General features: G+C 60.0%; 16 protein-coding genes and 1 pseudogene. 9 read left to right on the top strand and 8 right to left on the bottom strand.

Annotated elements, in window-relative coordinates; translation table 11 throughout:
* The coding region (gene mdtH, locus AB5Y85_RS20445) for a multidrug efflux MFS transporter MdtH (RefSeq protein WP_368222067.1) at window positions 1–1,021 on the bottom strand (1,021 nt) is incomplete at its 3' end.
* 92 nt (window positions 1,022–1,113) lie between these two features.
* Between mdtH and AB5Y85_RS20440 the strand changes: the two genes are divergently transcribed.
* Window positions 1,114–2,007 (top strand): LysR family transcriptional regulator, encoded by an 894-nt coding sequence (locus tag AB5Y85_RS20440; RefSeq protein WP_005340524.1) that lies wholly within the window; start codon window positions 1,114–1,116, stop codon window positions 2,005–2,007.
* A 32-nt stretch (window positions 2,008–2,039) separates the two neighbouring features.
* Here AB5Y85_RS20440 and AB5Y85_RS20435 read toward each other — a convergent pair whose 3' ends face one another.
* A complete protein-coding gene (locus AB5Y85_RS20435) occupies window positions 2,040–3,815 on the bottom strand; it encodes a M4 family metallopeptidase (RefSeq protein ID WP_257686791.1) in 1,776 nt (591 codons plus the stop codon).
* A 346-nt stretch (window positions 3,816–4,161) separates the two neighbouring features.
* On the opposite strand from AB5Y85_RS20435, the gene AB5Y85_RS20430 reads away from it, so the two are divergent.
* A complete protein-coding gene (locus AB5Y85_RS20430; protein WP_005340529.1) occupies window positions 4,162–4,716 on the top strand; it encodes a GNAT family N-acetyltransferase in 555 nt (184 codons plus the stop codon).
* Window positions 4,716–5,267: a ribosomal protein S5-alanine N-acetyltransferase gene (gene rimJ, locus AB5Y85_RS20425; RefSeq protein ID WP_204480175.1), complete on the top strand. Its 552-nt coding sequence runs from the start codon at window positions 4,716–4,718 to the stop codon at window positions 5,265–5,267. Before AB5Y85_RS20430 ends, rimJ begins: the two co-directional genes overlap by 1 nt.
* Before the next feature lie 62 nt (window positions 5,268–5,329).
* On the opposite strand, the gene AB5Y85_RS20420 is transcribed toward rimJ, so the two are convergent.
* The 3 genes and pseudogenes from AB5Y85_RS20420 to AB5Y85_RS20410 form a co-directional block, all read right to left on the bottom strand.
* Complete coding sequence (locus AB5Y85_RS20420; protein WP_005340533.1) at window positions 5,330–5,578, bottom strand: hypothetical protein; 249 nt, start codon at window positions 5,576–5,578, stop codon at window positions 5,330–5,332.
* 309 nt (window positions 5,579–5,887) lie between these two features.
* Window positions 5,888–6,932: pseudogene (locus AB5Y85_RS20415) on the bottom strand (oxidoreductase).
* A gap of 135 nt (window positions 6,933–7,067) precedes the next feature.
* On the bottom strand, window positions 7,068–8,231 hold the full coding sequence (locus tag AB5Y85_RS20410; protein ID WP_005340537.1) for a multidrug effflux MFS transporter: 1,164 nt from the start codon (window positions 8,229–8,231) through the stop codon (window positions 7,068–7,070).
* A gap of 238 nt (window positions 8,232–8,469) precedes the next feature.
* On the opposite strand from AB5Y85_RS20410, the gene rdgB reads away from it, so the two are divergent.
* Together rdgB and hemW are read left to right on the top strand one after the other, a co-directional pair.
* Window positions 8,470–9,066 (top strand): RdgB/HAM1 family non-canonical purine NTP pyrophosphatase, encoded by a 597-nt coding sequence (gene rdgB / locus AB5Y85_RS20405; RefSeq protein WP_257686793.1) that lies wholly within the window; start codon window positions 8,470–8,472, stop codon window positions 9,064–9,066.
* Between the two features lie 90 nt (window positions 9,067–9,156).
* Window positions 9,157–10,302 (top strand): radical SAM family heme chaperone HemW, encoded by a 1,146-nt coding sequence (gene hemW, locus AB5Y85_RS20400; RefSeq protein ID WP_064337307.1) that lies wholly within the window; start codon window positions 9,157–9,159, stop codon window positions 10,300–10,302.
* Window positions 10,303–10,473: 171 nt separating this feature from the next.
* Here the strand turns inward: hemW and AB5Y85_RS20395 are convergent, their stop codons facing one another.
* The 3 genes from AB5Y85_RS20395 to zntR form a co-directional block, all read right to left on the bottom strand.
* Window positions 10,474–10,674, bottom strand: coding sequence for an alternative ribosome-rescue factor A (locus AB5Y85_RS20395; protein ID WP_113740132.1), 201 nt, complete (start codon window positions 10,672–10,674; stop codon window positions 10,474–10,476).
* A 46-nt stretch (window positions 10,675–10,720) separates the two neighbouring features.
* Window positions 10,721–10,972: a hypothetical protein gene (locus AB5Y85_RS20390; protein WP_162628431.1), complete on the bottom strand. Its 252-nt coding sequence runs from the start codon at window positions 10,970–10,972 to the stop codon at window positions 10,721–10,723.
* Window positions 10,973–11,148: 176 nt separating this feature from the next.
* Window positions 11,149–11,604: a Zn(2+)-responsive transcriptional regulator gene (gene zntR, locus AB5Y85_RS20385; RefSeq protein ID WP_042053396.1), complete on the bottom strand. Its 456-nt coding sequence runs from the start codon at window positions 11,602–11,604 to the stop codon at window positions 11,149–11,151.
* 415 nt (window positions 11,605–12,019) lie between these two features.
* Here zntR and purH point away from each other — a divergent pair, with 415 nt between their 5' ends.
* The 4 genes from purH (at window position 12,020) to AB5Y85_RS20365 (ending at window position 16,200) form a co-directional block, all read left to right on the top strand.
* Complete coding sequence (gene purH, locus AB5Y85_RS20380; RefSeq protein ID WP_160880931.1) at window positions 12,020–13,612, top strand: bifunctional phosphoribosylaminoimidazolecarboxamide formyltransferase/IMP cyclohydrolase; 1,593 nt, start codon at window positions 12,020–12,022, stop codon at window positions 13,610–13,612.
* 114 nt (window positions 13,613–13,726) lie between these two features.
* Window positions 13,727–15,013: a phosphoribosylamine--glycine ligase gene (gene purD / locus AB5Y85_RS20375; RefSeq protein ID WP_160880932.1), complete on the top strand. Its 1,287-nt coding sequence runs from the start codon at window positions 13,727–13,729 to the stop codon at window positions 15,011–15,013.
* A 277-nt stretch (window positions 15,014–15,290) separates the two neighbouring features.
* Window positions 15,291–15,665: a cytochrome b562 gene (locus tag AB5Y85_RS20370; protein WP_005349056.1), complete on the top strand. Its 375-nt coding sequence runs from the start codon at window positions 15,291–15,293 to the stop codon at window positions 15,663–15,665.
* Window positions 15,646–16,200: a cytochrome b/b6 domain-containing protein gene (locus AB5Y85_RS20365; RefSeq protein ID WP_160880933.1), complete on the top strand. Its 555-nt coding sequence runs from the start codon at window positions 15,646–15,648 to the stop codon at window positions 16,198–16,200. The genes AB5Y85_RS20370 and AB5Y85_RS20365 overlap by 20 nt, the downstream gene beginning before the upstream one ends.
* The last annotated feature ends 83 nt before the right edge of the window (window positions 16,201–16,283 follow it).

The following is a 16,283-nucleotide window of genomic DNA, read 5'->3' as shown; positions in this document are numbered from 1 at the left end:
CCAGTCCGAGGCGGCTGAAGCCCATGTAGCTGCCGCGGGCTGTGGGGTTGGCAAGCCGGGTCATCAGGGTCTCCCGGGCCGGTTCACAGATGATGATCCCCAGATAGAAGCAGGCCAGCAGTACGAAGATGCCGGAGAGGGTGCTGACGAAAGCGACCAGACCTATCCCCACCGTCATCATCAGGATGCCTGCCAGCAGGCGATTCTCGAGGCGATAGCGCCGTTCGCTGAAACGGGCGATAGGGTAGAGCAGCGCCAGCGATAGCGCCGTTTCCAGGCTGTACATCCAGCCTACTGCCGTGGTTGTGCCGGAGAGCTGCTTGACCAGAATGGGGAAAATCAGCATCACCTGTACCCACAGCATGTAGTAGCCGCTCAGGATCAGTACCAGTCGGCAGAAGGCGCGATCCGCCAGCACCTGTCCCAACCCTTCCCGCATCGGGGTCGGTTTGACCGAGAGGCGGTAGGCGGGCAGCAGGGTCCAGTTGCATAGAGCCGCCAGGGTGAAGAGCCCGGCCCCCAGCAGACAGACGTAGGTGAAGTCAAAGCGCAGCAGCCAGCTGCCGAGCAGCGCACCGGTGACGGCTCCCGCGCTCTCCAGCATCATCAGCAGGGAGATGAAACGGCCCCGTTCATGGGGACGGGTGAATTTGATCACCAGCGCAGCCCGGGGGGGGTCAAACAGGCAACCGCCCAGTCCGGAGAGGAAGCAGGAGAAGATCAGCATGGCGCCGCTGTCGGCCCAGGCCAGTGTAGCGAAGCCGATGGCCCGCAGCAGCATGCCGGTGACGATGAGCGGGCGGGCGCCGAAGCGGTCGGCAAGCGAGCCGCCAAAGATCCCCAGCCCCTGCTGGGTCAGCTGGCGCAGGCCGAGGGCCAGCCCCACCAGACCGGCCGCCCAGCCGAGTTGATCGACGAAGCGCAGGCTGATCATCGGCATCACCACAAAGAAACCCAGGATCACCAGTGTGGTATCCAGCGCCAGAAACCAGCGTCCCCAAAACCTCGCCCTGTCGACCATAACGCCCTCTCATTCACAGATACCTTCATTCTGGAGAGGGTTTAGATATAGTGGTAGACGACAACTACCTATATTTCATATCAGGATTATTTATGTCTATGGATCTGGACGATCTGCAACTGCTGCTGGATGTGGCCGAGCTGGGCAGCTTCAGTCAGGCGGCGGCCATTCGTGGCTGGTCACAGCCGCTGGTGAGCCAGCGGATTGCCCAGCTGGAGGAGAGCCTCGGAGCGCCGCTGTTTCAGCGTCATCGGCGCGGGGTGACGCCGACCCGTGCCTGCGAGGAGTTTCTCCCTGCCGCCCGCTCGGCGCTGGCCACTCTGAGCGAAGGGCGACTGGCACTGCAGGGGGCGCCAGCGCTGCCTTGTATCCGTCTCTCCAGCCTGCCATCCCTCACTTCGGTGGTGTTTGGCTCGCTATTGATGGAGCTGGTGGACGAGCCGTTCGAGATCCGCTGCACCACGGATCACTCCGGCGAGATCATGCAGTCGCTGCTGACCGGGGAGGCCGATATCGGCTTTGTGCTCAAGCGCCCGCCGGTTGCTGGCCTGCAGATGGAGCTGCTCTGCTGCTCTCCCATCATCGCAATCGCCTCGCCATTGCATCCGCTGGCCGGTTGTCACGGCCTCACCCTGGAGGATATTGCCGACCAGCGGCTGGCGCCTCAGGTATGGGGGCCGGGGTGTGACGTCTTTATCCAGCAGTTGCGGCGGTTGCGGCGGGCCGCCAGCCCCCTGCATGCGGTGCAGCCCGCCAGTGCGGCGCGGGATCTGGCGCTGGAACACGGGTTTATCACCCTGATGCCGGAGCTGGCCATCAAGCGGGATCTGGAGGTGGGGCGGCTGGTCAGGCTCGATGTGCGCAATCTGCCGCAAGAGCATTGGGATGTGATGATGGCGTGGCGAGGTGGCAAGCGGCCCAATCCGGCCCGGGAAACCGTGTTGGCCACCGCCCGCACGCTGGCGAAACGGTGGCGCAATGAGTAGAGCGATGCGGGACAAGGCCCGCACCGGGTGGATCAGTAGCTGGCCTTGAGGGTCACGCCACTGAACGCGGAAAACCCTGACAGCTGCACATGCCAGGTGCCCGCCTTGGGATTGATGAACGAGCAGCTTTCGTTATTGCCCCCCTTGTAGGGACGGCAGTCGTAACTGCTGCTGGTGGGGGCGCTGCCAAAACGGACGTAGAGGTCGGCATCTCCGGTGCCGCCACTGCTGCTGATCTGCAGCGACCTGGTGCCCGCAGGTACGTTCAGGGTGTAGTTGAGCTTGCCACCCTTGCTGGCGGCGAGGTTGCTCACCGGCACGCCGTTTTGCAGTACGTTGTCGCTTGGTGGCGGCGTGGTGCCGCAGCTGGCATCGACCCCGACGGTCTGGAAGGCGCGTGCCACATCCGCCTGACTGTAACCCAGATCGGCGGTCGCCCGGCTGACGCCGCAGGCCCCTTGCTGGTAGTTGGTGTTGGCGCCCCAGTAGAGGCGGTTGGCCAGCAGGAACACTTCAAATGCCTTGCGGGTGTTCCAGCCACTGCTGGTGGCGAGCAGGTAGAAGGCGCGGTTATAGACCCCGGAGCTGTGGTGTACATCCATCCCCTCCTGATAATCCTCCGCATGGCCGATGGATCTGCCATCCCGGGTCGGATCCTCGAAGTAGCGCAGGGAGCCGTTGCCCTTGAAGATCTGGGCGCCGACCAGCCAGTCGTTGCTTCCCTTCATGTAGAACTCTGCCGCTTCCCCCGCCATATCGGAGAAGGCCTCGTTGATGCCGCCGGATTGTCCCGAATAGACCAATCCGGAGTTCTGCTCGGTAAAGCCGTGGCTCACCTCGTGGGCCGCCACATCGAGGCTCACCAGCGGGTGGAAGGTGGTGGCGCCGTCACCGAAGGTCATCTGGCTGCCATCCCAGAAGGCGTTCTCGTAATTCTTGCTGTAGTGAACCCGCATCTTCAGTTTGAAGGTGAGGGGCGCTGTGTTGTACCAGTTGCGGTACATGTCGAACACCACGTTGCCGAAGTAGTGGGCGTCGTTGAGGGGCGAGTAGGCGCCGTTGATCTCCTTGACCCGGTTCTCCGGGCAGGTGAACTGGTGGATGGCACCGCCTGAGGTGGCGTGGTTGAGGTTGATGGTATCGACGTTGGGGCTGGTCATCCGGCAGTTGTCATCCACGATGAGCGGGCCAAAGTCGGTGCCGTAAAAGTATTTGCCGGTCTTGATGTTGCCCCCGGGGCCGGTGGCGTCCTTGTGGTTGATCCCCTCCCAGCGTTTGAGCTCCTCACCGCTCTGGGCATCAAGAATGACGAAGGGGCGGCTTGGCTTGTCACCTTCCGCAACGAAGGAGACCTGATAGACCAGTCGGGCCAGACCGTTCTCGTCCTGCATCACGTAAAGCTTGATCTGCTCGTTGCTCCCCTTGCTGCCCGCCTTGGCCTTGCTGGCGGCATCCTGTGGCGAAAGGGTGGCGACCGGGCTTGCCACATCCTGATCGATCTGGCGCAGCATGCGTCCACTGGCCTGTTGCAACTGGCCGTTCAGGCTCTTGTCAGCCACCACCACCTGACCCATTACCGGGATGCCGTTCCAGACCTGCTCGTAGCGGATCCGCTGCTGGCCGTTGGGCAGCTTGACCACCCGCACCTGACGAAACTCGCCATCTTCCAACTGCAAGGTACCACTCGCGGCACTGAGGCCTGTCATGGCCCGGATGCCGTTTGCCGTTACGTTGATCTCTACCTCTTGCGCCGCCAGTGCGGCGCTTCCCCAGCAGGCCAGCGCAACGGCCAGATAAATTTTATTCATCTCTTCTTTCCTTAAATCGATGAGGTTGATAAACCGACCGAAGGTCGGGCGTTTTGAAGCTAGTGCCGGTGGGGGAAAGTGCCCCCTGTCAAAAGTGACAGCGCAGCACAAAGGGGTAGCAGGATCTGCCAAAGTGCCGTTTGTGGGCATTCATCGGCGCCATGTGGAGAGCATTATCCGGTTTCAGACACCCACCCTCCTCTTTTGAGGGAGGAGAGATCGTGCGCTGTCACCCTCTGCGATGGCTGCCGGAGGAGGGTCGTAAAAGTGGCTGGCGCGGCCAGTGGCGATTGGCTACATTGGGTGCTGGTTCGCTATTTGATCACTGATTTGAAAGGAGAATCCCATGTTTTCATGGCAGTTGGACGACGAGCTTGCGCTGCTCTTCTTGCAGCCCGATATGGCGAGCGAACTGTTTGCCCTCTGCAATGACAACCGGGAGTATCTCTCCCAGTGGCTACCCTGGCCGCCACTGATCCAGCGCCCTGTCGACAGCGCCCTCTTCATTCGCAGTGCCATCGAGAAGTTCGCCCGGGGCGAGGGGCTCACCACTGCCATCGAGTATCAGGGGGAGGTGGTGGGGGTCATAGGTTACAACAGCATCGATCACGACCTTGGCAAGGTGGTCATCGGTTACTGGCTGGCGGAGCGCTGGCAGGGCAACGGTATCATCACCCGTGCCTGTCAGGCCCTGATCCACCACGCCTTCGAGGAGATGGGGATGGAGAAGGTGGAGATCAGCGCCGCCACCGATAACGAGCCCAGCAGAGCCGTCTGTGAGCGGCTCGGGATGCAGCTGGAGGGGGTGACCCGGCGCGCAGAGCGGCTGGGCAACCGGATTGTGGACCACGCCCACTACAGCCTGCTGCGCGATGAGTGGCTAAGACAGAGGGAGTCCTGATGGCGCTGCCACATATCAAGACGGCCCGCACCCACCTGACCATACTGTCGCCGGATCAGGCCCCCATGATGCTCGACTTCTACCGGCGCAACCGTGACCATCTCACCCCCTGGGAGCCGCTTCGGGACGAGCACTTTTACACCCTCTCTTACTGGCATGCCCGGCTGCAGGACAGTTACAGCCAGTTCTTCAACGGCACCGGCGTCAATCTGGTGGCCCTCGATCCGGCTGGCGAGCGGGTGATCGCTACCTGCAACTTCAGCAATATCCTGATGGGGGTCTTCAAGGCGTGTCATCTGGGCTATGCCATCGACCAGCAGCATCAGGGACAGGGGGTGATGAGAGAGGTGCTGTCAGCCGCCATCGACTACCTGTTTCGGGAGCACGATCTGCATCGCATCATGGCTTGCTATATGCCAGCCAATCAGCGCAGTGGCGCCTTGCTGGAGCGGCTCGGCTTCGAGCGGGAGGGATTCGCGCGGGCGTATCTGATGATCAATGGCCGCTGGGAGGATCACATCCTCACCTCGCTGATTAATCCGGCTCCCTGATCGTCAGATAAAAAAACGGGCCCGAAGTTGCCTTCGGACCCGTCTTCGAATGAGGTGCAGGCTTAGTTGGCCTTGGCATCGCTCACTGCAGCTTCAACCTTGGTAGCGGCTTCGGTAGCAGCTTTTTCTACGGTTGCAGTCGCTTCGGAGGTGGCCTTCTCTACGGTAGAGGTGGCTTCGCTAGCGGCTTTTTCTACAGTGGCAGCAACTTCGGCGGCCGGAGCAGCAGCAGGAGCGGCAGCTTTTTCTTCTTTCTGACCGCAAGCAGTCAACATCAGACCCAGGATACCGGCTACCAGTACTTTGTTCATGTGCATTCCCTCAAAAAAAGATGGAGAGATGGTCTGTGCAACCATCACAGCGCCCACCGTTGCCCGGTATTGAAACAAGAAGCCGGGAGGCAGCAGGCGGGCGCAATATAGCCCCATTAGTTACCGATGAAAACGGATATCACAATGACATTTTTTCGTGCCGTGGATAAAAAGCTCCACTGCAACGACTGATATCAATACAAGATGCCGCTAAATGGCACTAATTGCACAATAAAACACCGCCTTGTTGCCATCTTGTGGCGGTTTAACAAGGTCAAGGTTGGTCAAGGGCGGCCGATGACTCGCACCTTAGTCAGACAGCTTCTGACAGGGCAGCCGTTTTCCCTCAAGGTGGCTCTGACGGGCCAGATCCAGCAGCGCCATTACCGCCAGCGCTTCACTTGATGGCACCGGGTTGCTTTCCTCGCCCTTGATGGCGGCGCAGACACCGCGATAGTAGGCGCCATAATCCCCCGCCTCACCCACCACGCTCTGCTGCTGTAACTGACCATCGACAATGCGGCTGAGCTGACCGGGTTCACTATCCATGCCCCAATCCGCCGCCGGTGGCCGCTTGCCCAGCTTGAGCTGATCTTCCTGCACATCCATACCGAATTTCACGAACGAGCCCTGGCTGCCGTGAATGACAAAGCGCGGCATGGTGGCCGAGACCAGACAGCTGCCATGCAGAATAACCCGCAGAGCACCGTAACCCAGCACCACATGGAAGTAGTCGTCCGCCAGTGCGCCGGGGCGCTGCTCGGCCAGATCGGCCTGCAACCAGTCCGGCTGGCCGAACAGCTGCAATGCCTGATCCAGCACGTGGGGGCCGAGATCGAACCAGAGGCCTGAACCCGGGCCACCCGCTTCGCGCCNGGCGCACTTCTGGGCGATAGCGATCGAAGTGGGATTCGAACTGGGCGATCTGCCCCAGCGTCCCCTCGGCAATCAAACGGCGCACGGTAAGGAAATCCCCGTCCCAACGACGGTTGTGGAAGATGCTGAGCAGCCGCTGCTGCTTTTCGGCCAGCTCGACCAGCGCTTGCGCCTCGGCCAGATCCAGAGCAAAGGGCTTGTCGATCACCACATGTTTGCCTGCCTGCAGCGCCTGGCGGGCGAGGGGGGCATGGGTGTCGTTGGGGGTGGCGATCACCACCAGATCGACGGTCTCATCGCTCAGCACCTCCTCCAGTGAACCGACCCGGCAGCCGTGCAGATCGGCCTGCACCTTGGCGGCATCGCGGCTTACCACCCAACTCAGGGACAAGCCCGGCGTGGTGGAGAGGAAGGGGGCGTGGAAGGTCTTGCCTGCAAAGCCATAGCCCACCAGGGCTGCGTTGAGAGTGTGGCTCATCGGGAGTTCTCCGCTGACATCGAGTGAGTGGGGTTGCCATCGCAGGCAATCTGCCGGATGGCCATTCGTTGTAAAGGCGATACAAACGAGAAGGGGGCCGATGGCCCCCTGAGTGTGCCCATCAGAGCACAGGATTTATTGCAAACACAAGCGGCGGCCGCGCCGGGTCATCAGCATCACCAGAGGCGGCAGCAGCAGCCACATATGCAGCGCCAGCTGGCTCAGCGGGTCGTGCATCAGGGCGCCGGTCAGGCCAACCAACGCGCCGGAGCCGCTCATCTGGAACAGGCCGAGCAGGGCGGCGGCGGTACCGGCGCAGTGGCCGAATGGTGCCAGCGCCATCCCGGCGGCCGAGCCCAGAATCATGGCAAAGCCGATGCTGGAGAGGAATACCGGCCCCATCATCGCCAGCGGATGCTCTATGTGCATGGCCAAAGTCAGGGTGATGGCCGAGAGCATCAACACCAGCAGGCCGATGCGCAGGGTGCGTCTTGGCCCTACCTTGGCGATAAAACGCGGCGCCATGAAGCAGGCCAGAATGTTGAGCGCGGCGTTGGCGGTAAACCAGTAGCTAAAGCCGCTCATATCCAGCCCCAGTTTCACCATCAGCTGCACCGGTGCGGCGGTGACATAGGCGAGGATCACCGCCATCGCCAGCATGCACAGCGCCGCGTTGAACAGGAAGCTGGGGGAGCGCAGCACCGGGCTGTAGCGAGACCAGCTGATGAGAGCCCCTTCGCTGCGGGTCTCCTCCGGGCGGGTCTCCGGCATCCGCCACATCAGCCAGCTGCCGACGATGAGCGCATAACCGGCCATAAACCAGAAGTTGGCAGACCAGCCCGCCTTGGCGGTGAGCCAGCCACCGAGCAGGGGCGCCAGCGCAGGAATAAAGCAGATGGCGCCATTGAGATAGGAGATCATCTGACCGCTCTTTTTCGGGCCATAGCTGTCACGCACCACCGAGAAGGCGGCGACCGAAGTAGCGCAGGCGCCGAAGCCCTGCAGCACCCGGGCCAGCATCAATTCACCGAGGCTGGCGGCAAAACCGGCCCCCAGCGCGCTCAGGCCATAGAGCAGCACGCCGCCCAGTGCGATGGGCTTGCGACCGTAGCGATCGGCCAGCGGGCCAACAAGCAGTTGCCCCAGCCCCATGCTGAACAGGAACCAGGTGATGGTGCCCTGCATCAGGGTTACTTCGGCACCCAGCTGCTCGGCCATCTGCGGAATGGCGGGCAGGTAGATGTCGATAGCCAGCGGACTGAACAGCACCAGTAGTACGAGTAAAAGTATCAATGGCATCTGTCACCTCTTTAGTCAGCCAGGTTAATGAATTGGGGCGCGAGTCTACTGACTCACAGTAATGAATAGAAATGGTATTTAATCACTTTGGTTATTCCATTATGGAAACATGTATTAAAAAGCTGGTTATTCGATGGCGGCAAATCCCCCGTAACCCCATCACAGCGGGTGTAATTGACGCTTTTACTAAACGCTTGCGCCGCATAGAATGCGCAGATTATTTTTGCGGAGGTGCTCGATGAACAAGCTTGTCCTGGCAACAGGTAACCAGAAAAAGGTGAAGGAATTGGCCGCCATGCTGGCCGATATGAAGATCCAGGTGATCCCACAGAGCGAGTTTGCGGTCTCCGATGCCGATGAGACCGGCACCACCTTCGTCGAGAATGCCATCATCAAGGCCCGCCACGCCGCCCGCATTACCGGTCTGCCCGCCGTGGCCGATGACTCCGGTCTGGAAGTCGATCTGCTGCAAGGGCGCCCCGGCGTTTACTCCGCCCGCTTTGCTGGTGTGGGTGCCGGCGACAAGGCCAATATCGAGAAGCTGCTCGGTGAGCTGCAAGGTGCCCCCGAGTATCTGAAGAGCGCCCGCTTCTGGTGTGTGCTGGTCTATCTGCGCCATGCTGACGATCCCACCCCCATCATCTGTCAGGCGAGCTGGGAAGGGATGATCATCGACGAGCCGCGCGGTCAGCACGGTTTCGGCTATGACCCGGTCTTCTTCGTGCCGGATCACGACTGCACCGCCGCCCAGATGCCAGCCGAGCTGAAAAACCAGCTGAGCCATCGCGGTCAGGCGCTGGCCAAGCTCAAAGCGGCGCTGGCTGCGGCGCACTGAGTCACTTCGCCACCTTGTCGGTTACACACGGTCAATCACACATAGTCATCTACAATGGGGGCCTTGAGCCCCCGTTTTATTGGAAGCCCCATGCTGCAACTGCCGCCGCTCTCTCTCTATATTCATGTGCCCTGGTGCGTCCAGAAGTGCCCTTACTGTGACTTCAACTCCCATGCCCAGAAGGGGGAGTTGCCTCACCTCGAATATGTCGCCGCCCTGCTGGAGGATCTGGATCAGGATCTGAAGTGGGCGCAGGGACGGCCGCTCTCCTCGATCTTTATCGGCGGTGGCACTCCCAGCCTGTTGACGGTGGAGGCGATGCAAACCTTGCTGGACGGGGTGCGGGCCCGCATTCCGCTCACCGCGGATTGCGAGATCACCATGGAAGCGAATCCGGGCACGGTGGAGGCGGACAAGTTCGCCGGTTTCCAGCGCGCCGGCATCAACCGTATCTCCATCGGGGTGCAGAGCTTCCAGCAGGAGAAGCTGACCCGCCTCGGCCGCATTCACGGCCCGGAAGAGGCGCGCAAGGCCGCTGCACTGGCCCATGCCATCAAGTTGCCCACCTTCAATCTGGATCTGATGCACGGTCTGCCGGATCAGAGTCTGGATGATGCCCTTTATGACCTGCAGCAGGCTATCGACTGTGCTCCACCGCACCTCTCCTGGTATCAGCTCACCATAGAGCCGAACACGGCATTTGCCTCCAAACCACCCAAGCTGCCGGAAGATGACACCCTGTGGGATATCTACGAACAGGGCCACGCCATGCTCACCGCCAGCGGTTATCGCCAGTACGAGATTTCGGCTTACGCCAAAGAGGGCTACCAGTGCCATCACAACCTCAACTACTGGCGCTTTGGCGACTATCTGGGGATTGGCTGTGGCGCCCATGGCAAGGTGACTGATCTTGCGGATCAGCAGATCCTGCGCACAGCCAAGGTGAAGCATCCGAAAGGGTATCTGGACAAGAGTCGCCCCTATCTGGACGAGCAGTGGCAGGTGACGGCAGACGATCTGCCGCTCGAATACTTCATGAACCGCTTCCGCCTGTTTGAACCGGCCCCCAAGGCGGAGTTCGAGGCCTATACCGGCTTGCCGCTGGAAAGGGTAGAGACGGTGCTCGCCATCGCACAGAGCAAGGAGCTTATCGAGGATCTGGGAGATAGCTGGCAGCTCACTTCTCTCGGCCATCGCTATCTCAACGTGCTGCTCGAACTCTTTATGGATGAGTGAAAACGGGCTCACGATCTTGCTGCGAAGCTGTGACCAAGGTTCCAGCGCTGCTTTTCACCTTGCTGACAGCTTCTCGCGACAGGTCGTGAGCCAGTTTTGGCGAACCGTGTTTCGAGATAACAATCAGGGCGCCATTGGCGCCCTGATTGTTTATGGTCGGTAGAAACCCGCTCAGCAGCAGACGCGGATCATCTGCTGTTGGCCGGGCTCCCACCGCTTGCCAAATTTGGCCTTGCGCTGGTAACTCCCCTTGCCTTTCTTGTTGCGCTCGACCCGGCTGCGAAACAGGGGATCGGAGAGCAGGGCATGCAGATGGTTATCCTTTATCTCGCCGCGCTGATGGGCATAGGTGATATCGGGAATTTCATTCATATGTTTATTTCTGTGCTTAATCACAACTAGTCCTCATTGGTTTTGCCTACTTATACTTCTTCAAAAACCAGCGTTTAGTGTCTGCCACTTGAACTACTACCCCTTCATTTTCTAATAGCCCCAGTAACGTTCTTGAAATGTGGCCTTCATGACCCACATGCCCGCCATAAATACCTAACGAACGACCCAGCTCCGCATTCGTGAGTCCAGCATCCCCTGACGCCTCAAGGGCTAAATAAACTGCACTTTTTAAATCAGCAATTGCAGACTGAGCCAACTGATAAGCTTGATAATTCATCTTTTTATCTCGTGAAATTTAGTTATAGAGACTTCGCGTTTGGTAAAGCCCCCAATTTTGATTGCGGAAGAGGTTAAAAATGCGGCGATTTTGTCACCAAATCGCCGCCGGAGCAATGCATCGGGCGCGCCGAGTCAGTCACTCTGAGCTAGGCACGCTCAGTCAGGCATGCCATGTCAGCCGTGAACCGGGTCATGCTGGTCGTGGCTGTGATGCTCGTGATGGGCCGGGGCGCCAGATTCCAGCGTCTCGAGGATGGCGCAGTGCTCCGCCGAGCGCGGCCCGCCGCAGCAAATATTGGAGAGCTCGCGCAGGTTGTCGCGAAAGCGGGTCAGTTCGATGATCTTCTGCTCCACCTGGGCCAGCTTGGTGTCGGCCACTGCTTTCACCTCCTGACAGGTGACTTTGGCCTTGTTGGTATCGAGGTCGAGCAGCTCGCCGATATCGGCCAGCGAGAATCCCACCGACTTGGCGCGAATGATGAACTCCAGCCGCCGCCTGTCCTGTTCACTGTAGAGGCGGTAGCCGGATTCGTTGCGGATCCCCGGTGAGATAAGCCCGTTCTTCTCGTAAAAACGCAGGGTATCTGCCTTGACCCCGCACGCCTTGGCCAGTTCACCGATCCGATACATGCTCTCTCTCCCCTTGAATGTATGCCGCCACAAAAACCGGAATCCACTATCACCCCTTTGCCCATGGATTGCCAGCCAAGGGCATAAAAGGGGCAGATAAACATCTCCTAGCAACCCTTTTTCCCATAAAACACTGAAAGTGCAAACGTTTCGAGAAAATCAAGTGGAAAACGTTTAACGCCGCGCCAAATAAGGCTTTGCTGTTTCAAAAAATCCACCACAGGTCACATTTTTTGTGTAGAATACGCGCCCATAACAGAGCGCCGCACCAAGCGGGCATTTCCTAAAACGCTTTTGCCGGATGTCGGGGCGAGAGTGGTTTGCGAAATCCCCCACTTCCATTTATTTGGGGACTCTCTGTGTTGAGCCTCGCCTCCCATGGAACGGTCCCCGTTATGTTGAGGACGATAGTGTGATGGAACAAGCTCGACCCATTCGCCGTGCACTGCTGAGTGTGTCTGACAAAACTGGCATTCTGGAATTTGCCAAGGCACTCAACGAGCGTGGTGTTGCCCTGCTCTCCACGGGCGGTACCGCCAAGCTGCTTGGCGAGGCGGGTCTGCCGGTGACCGAGGTCTCTGACTACACGGGTTTCCCTGAAATGATGGATGGCCGGGTCAAGACCCTGCATCCCAAGGTTCATGGCGGCATCCTCGGCCGTCGGGATCAGGATGACGCCATCATGGCCCAGCACGCTATCTCCCCCATCGACATGGTTGTCGTCAACCTCTACCCCTTCGCTGCCACCGTGGCCAAAGCGGGCTGCACCCTAGCCGATGCGGTCGAGAACATCGACATCGGCGGCCCGACCATGGTGCGTTCTGCCGCTAAAAACCATAAAGATGTCGCTATCGTCGTCAAAGCTGCCGACTACGCACGCGTGATCACCGAAATGGATGCCAACGGCAACAGCCTGAAACTGGCGACCCGTTTCGACCTGGCCATCGCCGCCTTCGAGCACACCGCTGCCTACGACGGCATGATCGCCAACTACTTCGGCACCATGGTGCCCTCTTATGGCGACAACAAGGAGGGTGACGAGGAGTCCCGCTTCCCGCGCACCTTCAACAGCCAGTTCATCAAGAAGCAGGACATGCGTTACGGCGAAAACAGCCATCAGGCTGCCGCCTTCTACGCCGAAGAGCATGCCGCTCCGGGTTCTGTCTCCAGCGCTATCCAGCTGCAGGGCAAGGCGCTCTCCTACAACAACATCGCCGATACCGATGCGGCGCTGGAGTGTGTGAAGGAGTTCGACGAGCCGGCCTGCGTCATCGTCAAGCATGCCAACCCCTGCGGCGTGGCCATCGGTAACGACCTGCTGAGTGCCTACGATCGCGCTTACCAGACCGACCCCACCTCTGCCTTCGGCGGCATCATCGCCTTCAACCGCGAGCTGGATGGCGCCACTGCGGCAGCCATCGTGGCCCGCCAGTTTGTTGAGGTGATCATCGCCCCGAGCGTCAGCCAGGAGGCCCGCGATGCGGTCGCCGCCAAGCAGAACGTGCGTCTGCTCGAATGCGGTCAGTGGACGGCTCCGGCGCAAGGGTTTGACCTCAAGCGCGTCAACGGTGGCCTGCTGGTACAGGAGCGGGATCTCGGCATGGTGACGCTGGGTGACCTGACCGTGGTCAGCAAGCGCCAGCCGACCGAGGCAGAGCTGCAAGATCTGCTGTTCTGCTGGAAAGTGGCCAAGTTCGTCAAATCCAACGCCATCGTCTACGCCAAAGATGGCCAGACCATCGGCGTCGGCGCAGGCCAGATGAGCCGTGTTTATTCGGCCAAAATCGCCGGTATCAAGGCGGCGGATGAAGGACTGACCGTGGCGGGCTCCGTGATGGCCTCCGATGCCTTCTTCCCGTTCCGCGACGGTATCGATGCTGCCGCTCAGGCCGGTATCTCTTGCGTGATCCAGCCGGGTGGCTCGATGCGCGATCAGGAGGTGATCGACGCCGCCGACGAGCACGGCATGTGCATGGTCTTCACCAACATGCGCCATTTCCGTCATTGATGGGTCAGGGGCTGCCGATGGCGGCCCTTTTGTTGTCTCTTTTCAACTGACTATTTCCACTGGCTGACGGCCAGAGAGGCCGTCCAGTGACCACAAATAGAAGCGAGCGATACGATGAAAGTACTGATCATTGGCAACGGTGGCCGCGAACACGCCCTGGCCTGGAAGGCCAAACACTCCCCACTGGTACGTCACGTTTTTGTGGCGCCGGGCAACGCAGGCACCCAGCTTGAGCCGGGTGTCGAGAACGTCGCCATCGAGGCGACCGATATCGAAGGGTTGCTGGCCTTTGCCAAAGAGAAACAGGTCGGCCTCACCATCGTCGGGCCGGAAGCGCCGCTGGTGAAAGGGGTGGTGGATGCCTTCCGCGCTGCCGGTCAGCCCATCTTTGGCCCGACCGCTGCCGCTGCCCAGCTGGAAGGCTCCAAGGCTTTCACCAAGGATTTCCTGGCTCGTCACGCCATCCCGACTGCCGAGTACCAGAACTTCACCGAAGTGGAGCCAGCACTCGCCTACTTGCGTGAGAAGGGCGCCCCCATCGTCATCAAGGCCGATGGTCTGGCGGCAGGCAAGGGGGTGATTGTCGCCATGACCTTGCAGGAAGCGGAAGACGCGGTGCGCGACATGCTCTCCGGCAATGCCTTTGGCGAAGCGGGCTCCCGGGTGGTGATCGAGGAGTTTCTGGAGGGGGAAGAGGCGAGCTTCATCGTCATGGTCGATGGCGAGCACGTGCTGCCGATGGCCACCAGTCAGGATCACAAGCGGGTTGGCGACGGTGATACCGGCCTCAACACCGGCGGTATGGGGGCTTATTCCCCGGCGCCTGTAGTGACCGCCGAGGTACATCAGAAGGTGATGGAGCAGGTGATCATGCCGACCGTGTGCGGCATGGCGGCCGAGGGCAACGTCTACACCGGTTTCCTCTACGCCGGTCTGATGATCGACGGTGCAGGCAATCCCAAGGTGATCGAGTTCAACTGCCGCTTTGGTGATCCCGAGACCCAGCCCATCATGCTGCGGATGCAATCCGATCTGGTGGAGCTCTGCCTGGCCGCTTGCGAAGGCAAGCTGGATCAGAAAGAGGCCATCTATGATCCCCGCGCCGCCATCGGCGTGGTGTTGGCGGCGGGAGGCTATCCCGGCGATTACAGTACCAATCACCCCATCAGCGGCTTGCCGGTGGATGAAGTGGCAGGAGAGAAGGTGTTCCATGCCGGTACCCGCCTGGAGGGCGATACCAGCCTGACCGCTGGCGGTCGTGTACTGTGCGCCACGGCGCTGGGCCATACGGTTGCAGAGGCTCAGCAGCGTGCCTATCAGCTCGCTGGCCGCATCAAGTGGGATGGCGTCTTCTACCGCAAGGATATCGGCTGGCGCGCCATTGCTCGCGAACAGGAGTAACTGACGCCAGCAAATGGCTAGTTGATTCAGACCCCGCTACGGCGGGGTTTTTTGTCGCTGTTTACCGCTTTCAACCATCCTCATGATGCGCGTCACCAGCGTTCAATCAGTTACCAAGCGCAAACAAGCGCGGTATATCTGTCACTATTTGCCACAAAAAACAGCATTTTTCACAAACGTTTCACCATGAGTCATGGCATCATGCTGGTGATGAATTCTTGTTTGGATTCATAAGTACCCCTAACAATTCGAGCATGTCGTTATATAAGGAAATCCCATGTTGAAAACCGTCCGCCCCCTGCTGCTGCCCCTGATGTTTGGCCTGATGACCCTGCCTGCTGTGGCGGGGGATCTGGAACAGCCGATGAAGAAGATTGGCTTCAACTACAAGCAGGCCGTCAAGGCTGATGATGCAGCCACCATGGAGAAGCACATCAACGAGATGAAGGCCCAGCTGGATGTGGCCAAGCAGAAGAACATGCCGGCCGCCAAGAAAGAGAAATTCCTTGAAGGGATGAATGAGGTACAGACCGAGCTGGACGCCAGCCTGGCCGCACTCAAGGCGGGTGATGAGGCCAAGGCGCGCGAACATCTGGCCAAGGTCAACGACCTGAAGAAGGAGTACCACAAATATGCCAAGCAAAAAGGGTGAGTCCTTTCGCTGGGATCCGCTGGTTCGCCTGACCCACTGGGGCTTGGTGGCGGTCTGCATCGGCAACCTCTGGGTTAACGAAGCGGGCGAGGAGTGGCACGAGTGGCTGGGTTACGGCGCCATTGGGCTGGTCTCCTTGCGTCTGCTCTGGGGGCTTACTTTTGCCCGTGGCTACGCTCGCCTTGGTGCCCTCATCCCCAGTGGTGAGGATTTTCGCCAGCAGGCGCGCGAGATGCGTGAGCGGCAGCCTCCGGCACCGGGTCATCACGGTAGCGGCAAGCTGGCCGTGTGGGCGCTCTGGCTGGTTGTGCTGGCCACCGCTGGCAGCGGCTGGTTTCAAAATACCGAGACGGGATTTGAACTGGGAGCTGACGAGTGGCATGAGTGGTGCGTGGTGGCACTACAGGGGCTGATAGGTCTGCACCTGCTGGCCATCGTCTTCACCTCCTGGCGTCAGCGCAGCAATCTGGTTACCCGGATGCTACCCGCCGGGCGTCGATCGTCCATCCAGAGCGGCAGCAACGAGCAAACCTGAGGCTCAGCATTAGGCTCCTTGTCTCTGAGTGAGGCGCCTGATCCGGACCCTGCCCAGACCCGCCCATGGCGGGTCTTTTCTAT

The sequence above is a fragment of the Aeromonas sp. R3-1 genome (assembly GCF_040908345.1).
Classification (GTDB): Bacteria; Pseudomonadota; Gammaproteobacteria; order Enterobacterales; family Aeromonadaceae; genus Aeromonas; species Aeromonas veronii.
This window is presented reverse-complemented; position numbering and strand designations above follow the sequence as displayed.

Excerpts from the sequence above, each read along its gene's own strand:
- purH (WP_160880931.1), top strand. The coding sequence starts at position 12,020 with ATGGAACAAGCTCGACCCATTCGCCGTGCACTGCTGAGTGTGTCTGAC.
- rdgB (WP_257686793.1), top strand. The coding sequence starts at position 8,470 with ATGAACAAGCTTGTCCTGGCAACAGGTAACCAGAAAAAGGTGAAGGAA.
- purD (WP_160880932.1), top strand. The coding sequence starts at position 13,727 with ATGAAAGTACTGATCATTGGCAACGGTGGCCGCGAACACGCCCTGGCC.
- AB5Y85_RS20430 (WP_005340529.1), top strand. The coding sequence starts at position 4,162 with ATGTTTTCATGGCAGTTGGACGACGAGCTTGCGCTGCTCTTCTTGCAG.
- rimJ (WP_204480175.1), top strand. The coding sequence starts at position 4,716 with ATGGCGCTGCCACATATCAAGACGGCCCGCACCCACCTGACCATACTG.
- zntR (WP_042053396.1), bottom strand. The coding sequence starts at position 11,604 with ATGTATCGGATCGGTGAACTGGCCAAGGCGTGCGGGGTCAAGGCAGAT.
- AB5Y85_RS20420 (WP_005340533.1), bottom strand. The coding sequence starts at position 5,578 with ATGAACAAAGTACTGGTAGCCGGTATCCTGGGTCTGATGTTGACTGCT.
- AB5Y85_RS20435 (WP_257686791.1), bottom strand. The coding sequence starts at position 3,815 with ATGAATAAAATTTATCTGGCCGTTGCGCTGGCCTGCTGGGGAAGCGCC.
- AB5Y85_RS20440 (WP_005340524.1), top strand. The coding sequence starts at position 1,114 with ATGTCTATGGATCTGGACGATCTGCAACTGCTGCTGGATGTGGCCGAG.
- AB5Y85_RS20410 (WP_005340537.1), bottom strand. The coding sequence starts at position 8,231 with ATGCCATTGATACTTTTACTCGTACTACTGGTGCTGTTCAGTCCGCTG.
- hemW (WP_064337307.1), top strand. The coding sequence starts at position 9,157 with ATGCTGCAACTGCCGCCGCTCTCTCTCTATATTCATGTGCCCTGGTGC.
- AB5Y85_RS20390 (WP_162628431.1), bottom strand. The coding sequence starts at position 10,972 with ATGAATTATCAAGCTTATCAGTTGGCTCAGTCTGCAATTGCTGATTTA.
- AB5Y85_RS20395 (WP_113740132.1), bottom strand. The coding sequence starts at position 10,674 with ATGAATGAAATTCCCGATATCACCTATGCCCATCAGCGCGGCGAGATA.
- AB5Y85_RS20370 (WP_005349056.1), top strand. The coding sequence starts at position 15,291 with ATGTTGAAAACCGTCCGCCCCCTGCTGCTGCCCCTGATGTTTGGCCTG.
- AB5Y85_RS20365 (WP_160880933.1), top strand. The coding sequence starts at position 15,646 with ATGCCAAGCAAAAAGGGTGAGTCCTTTCGCTGGGATCCGCTGGTTCGC.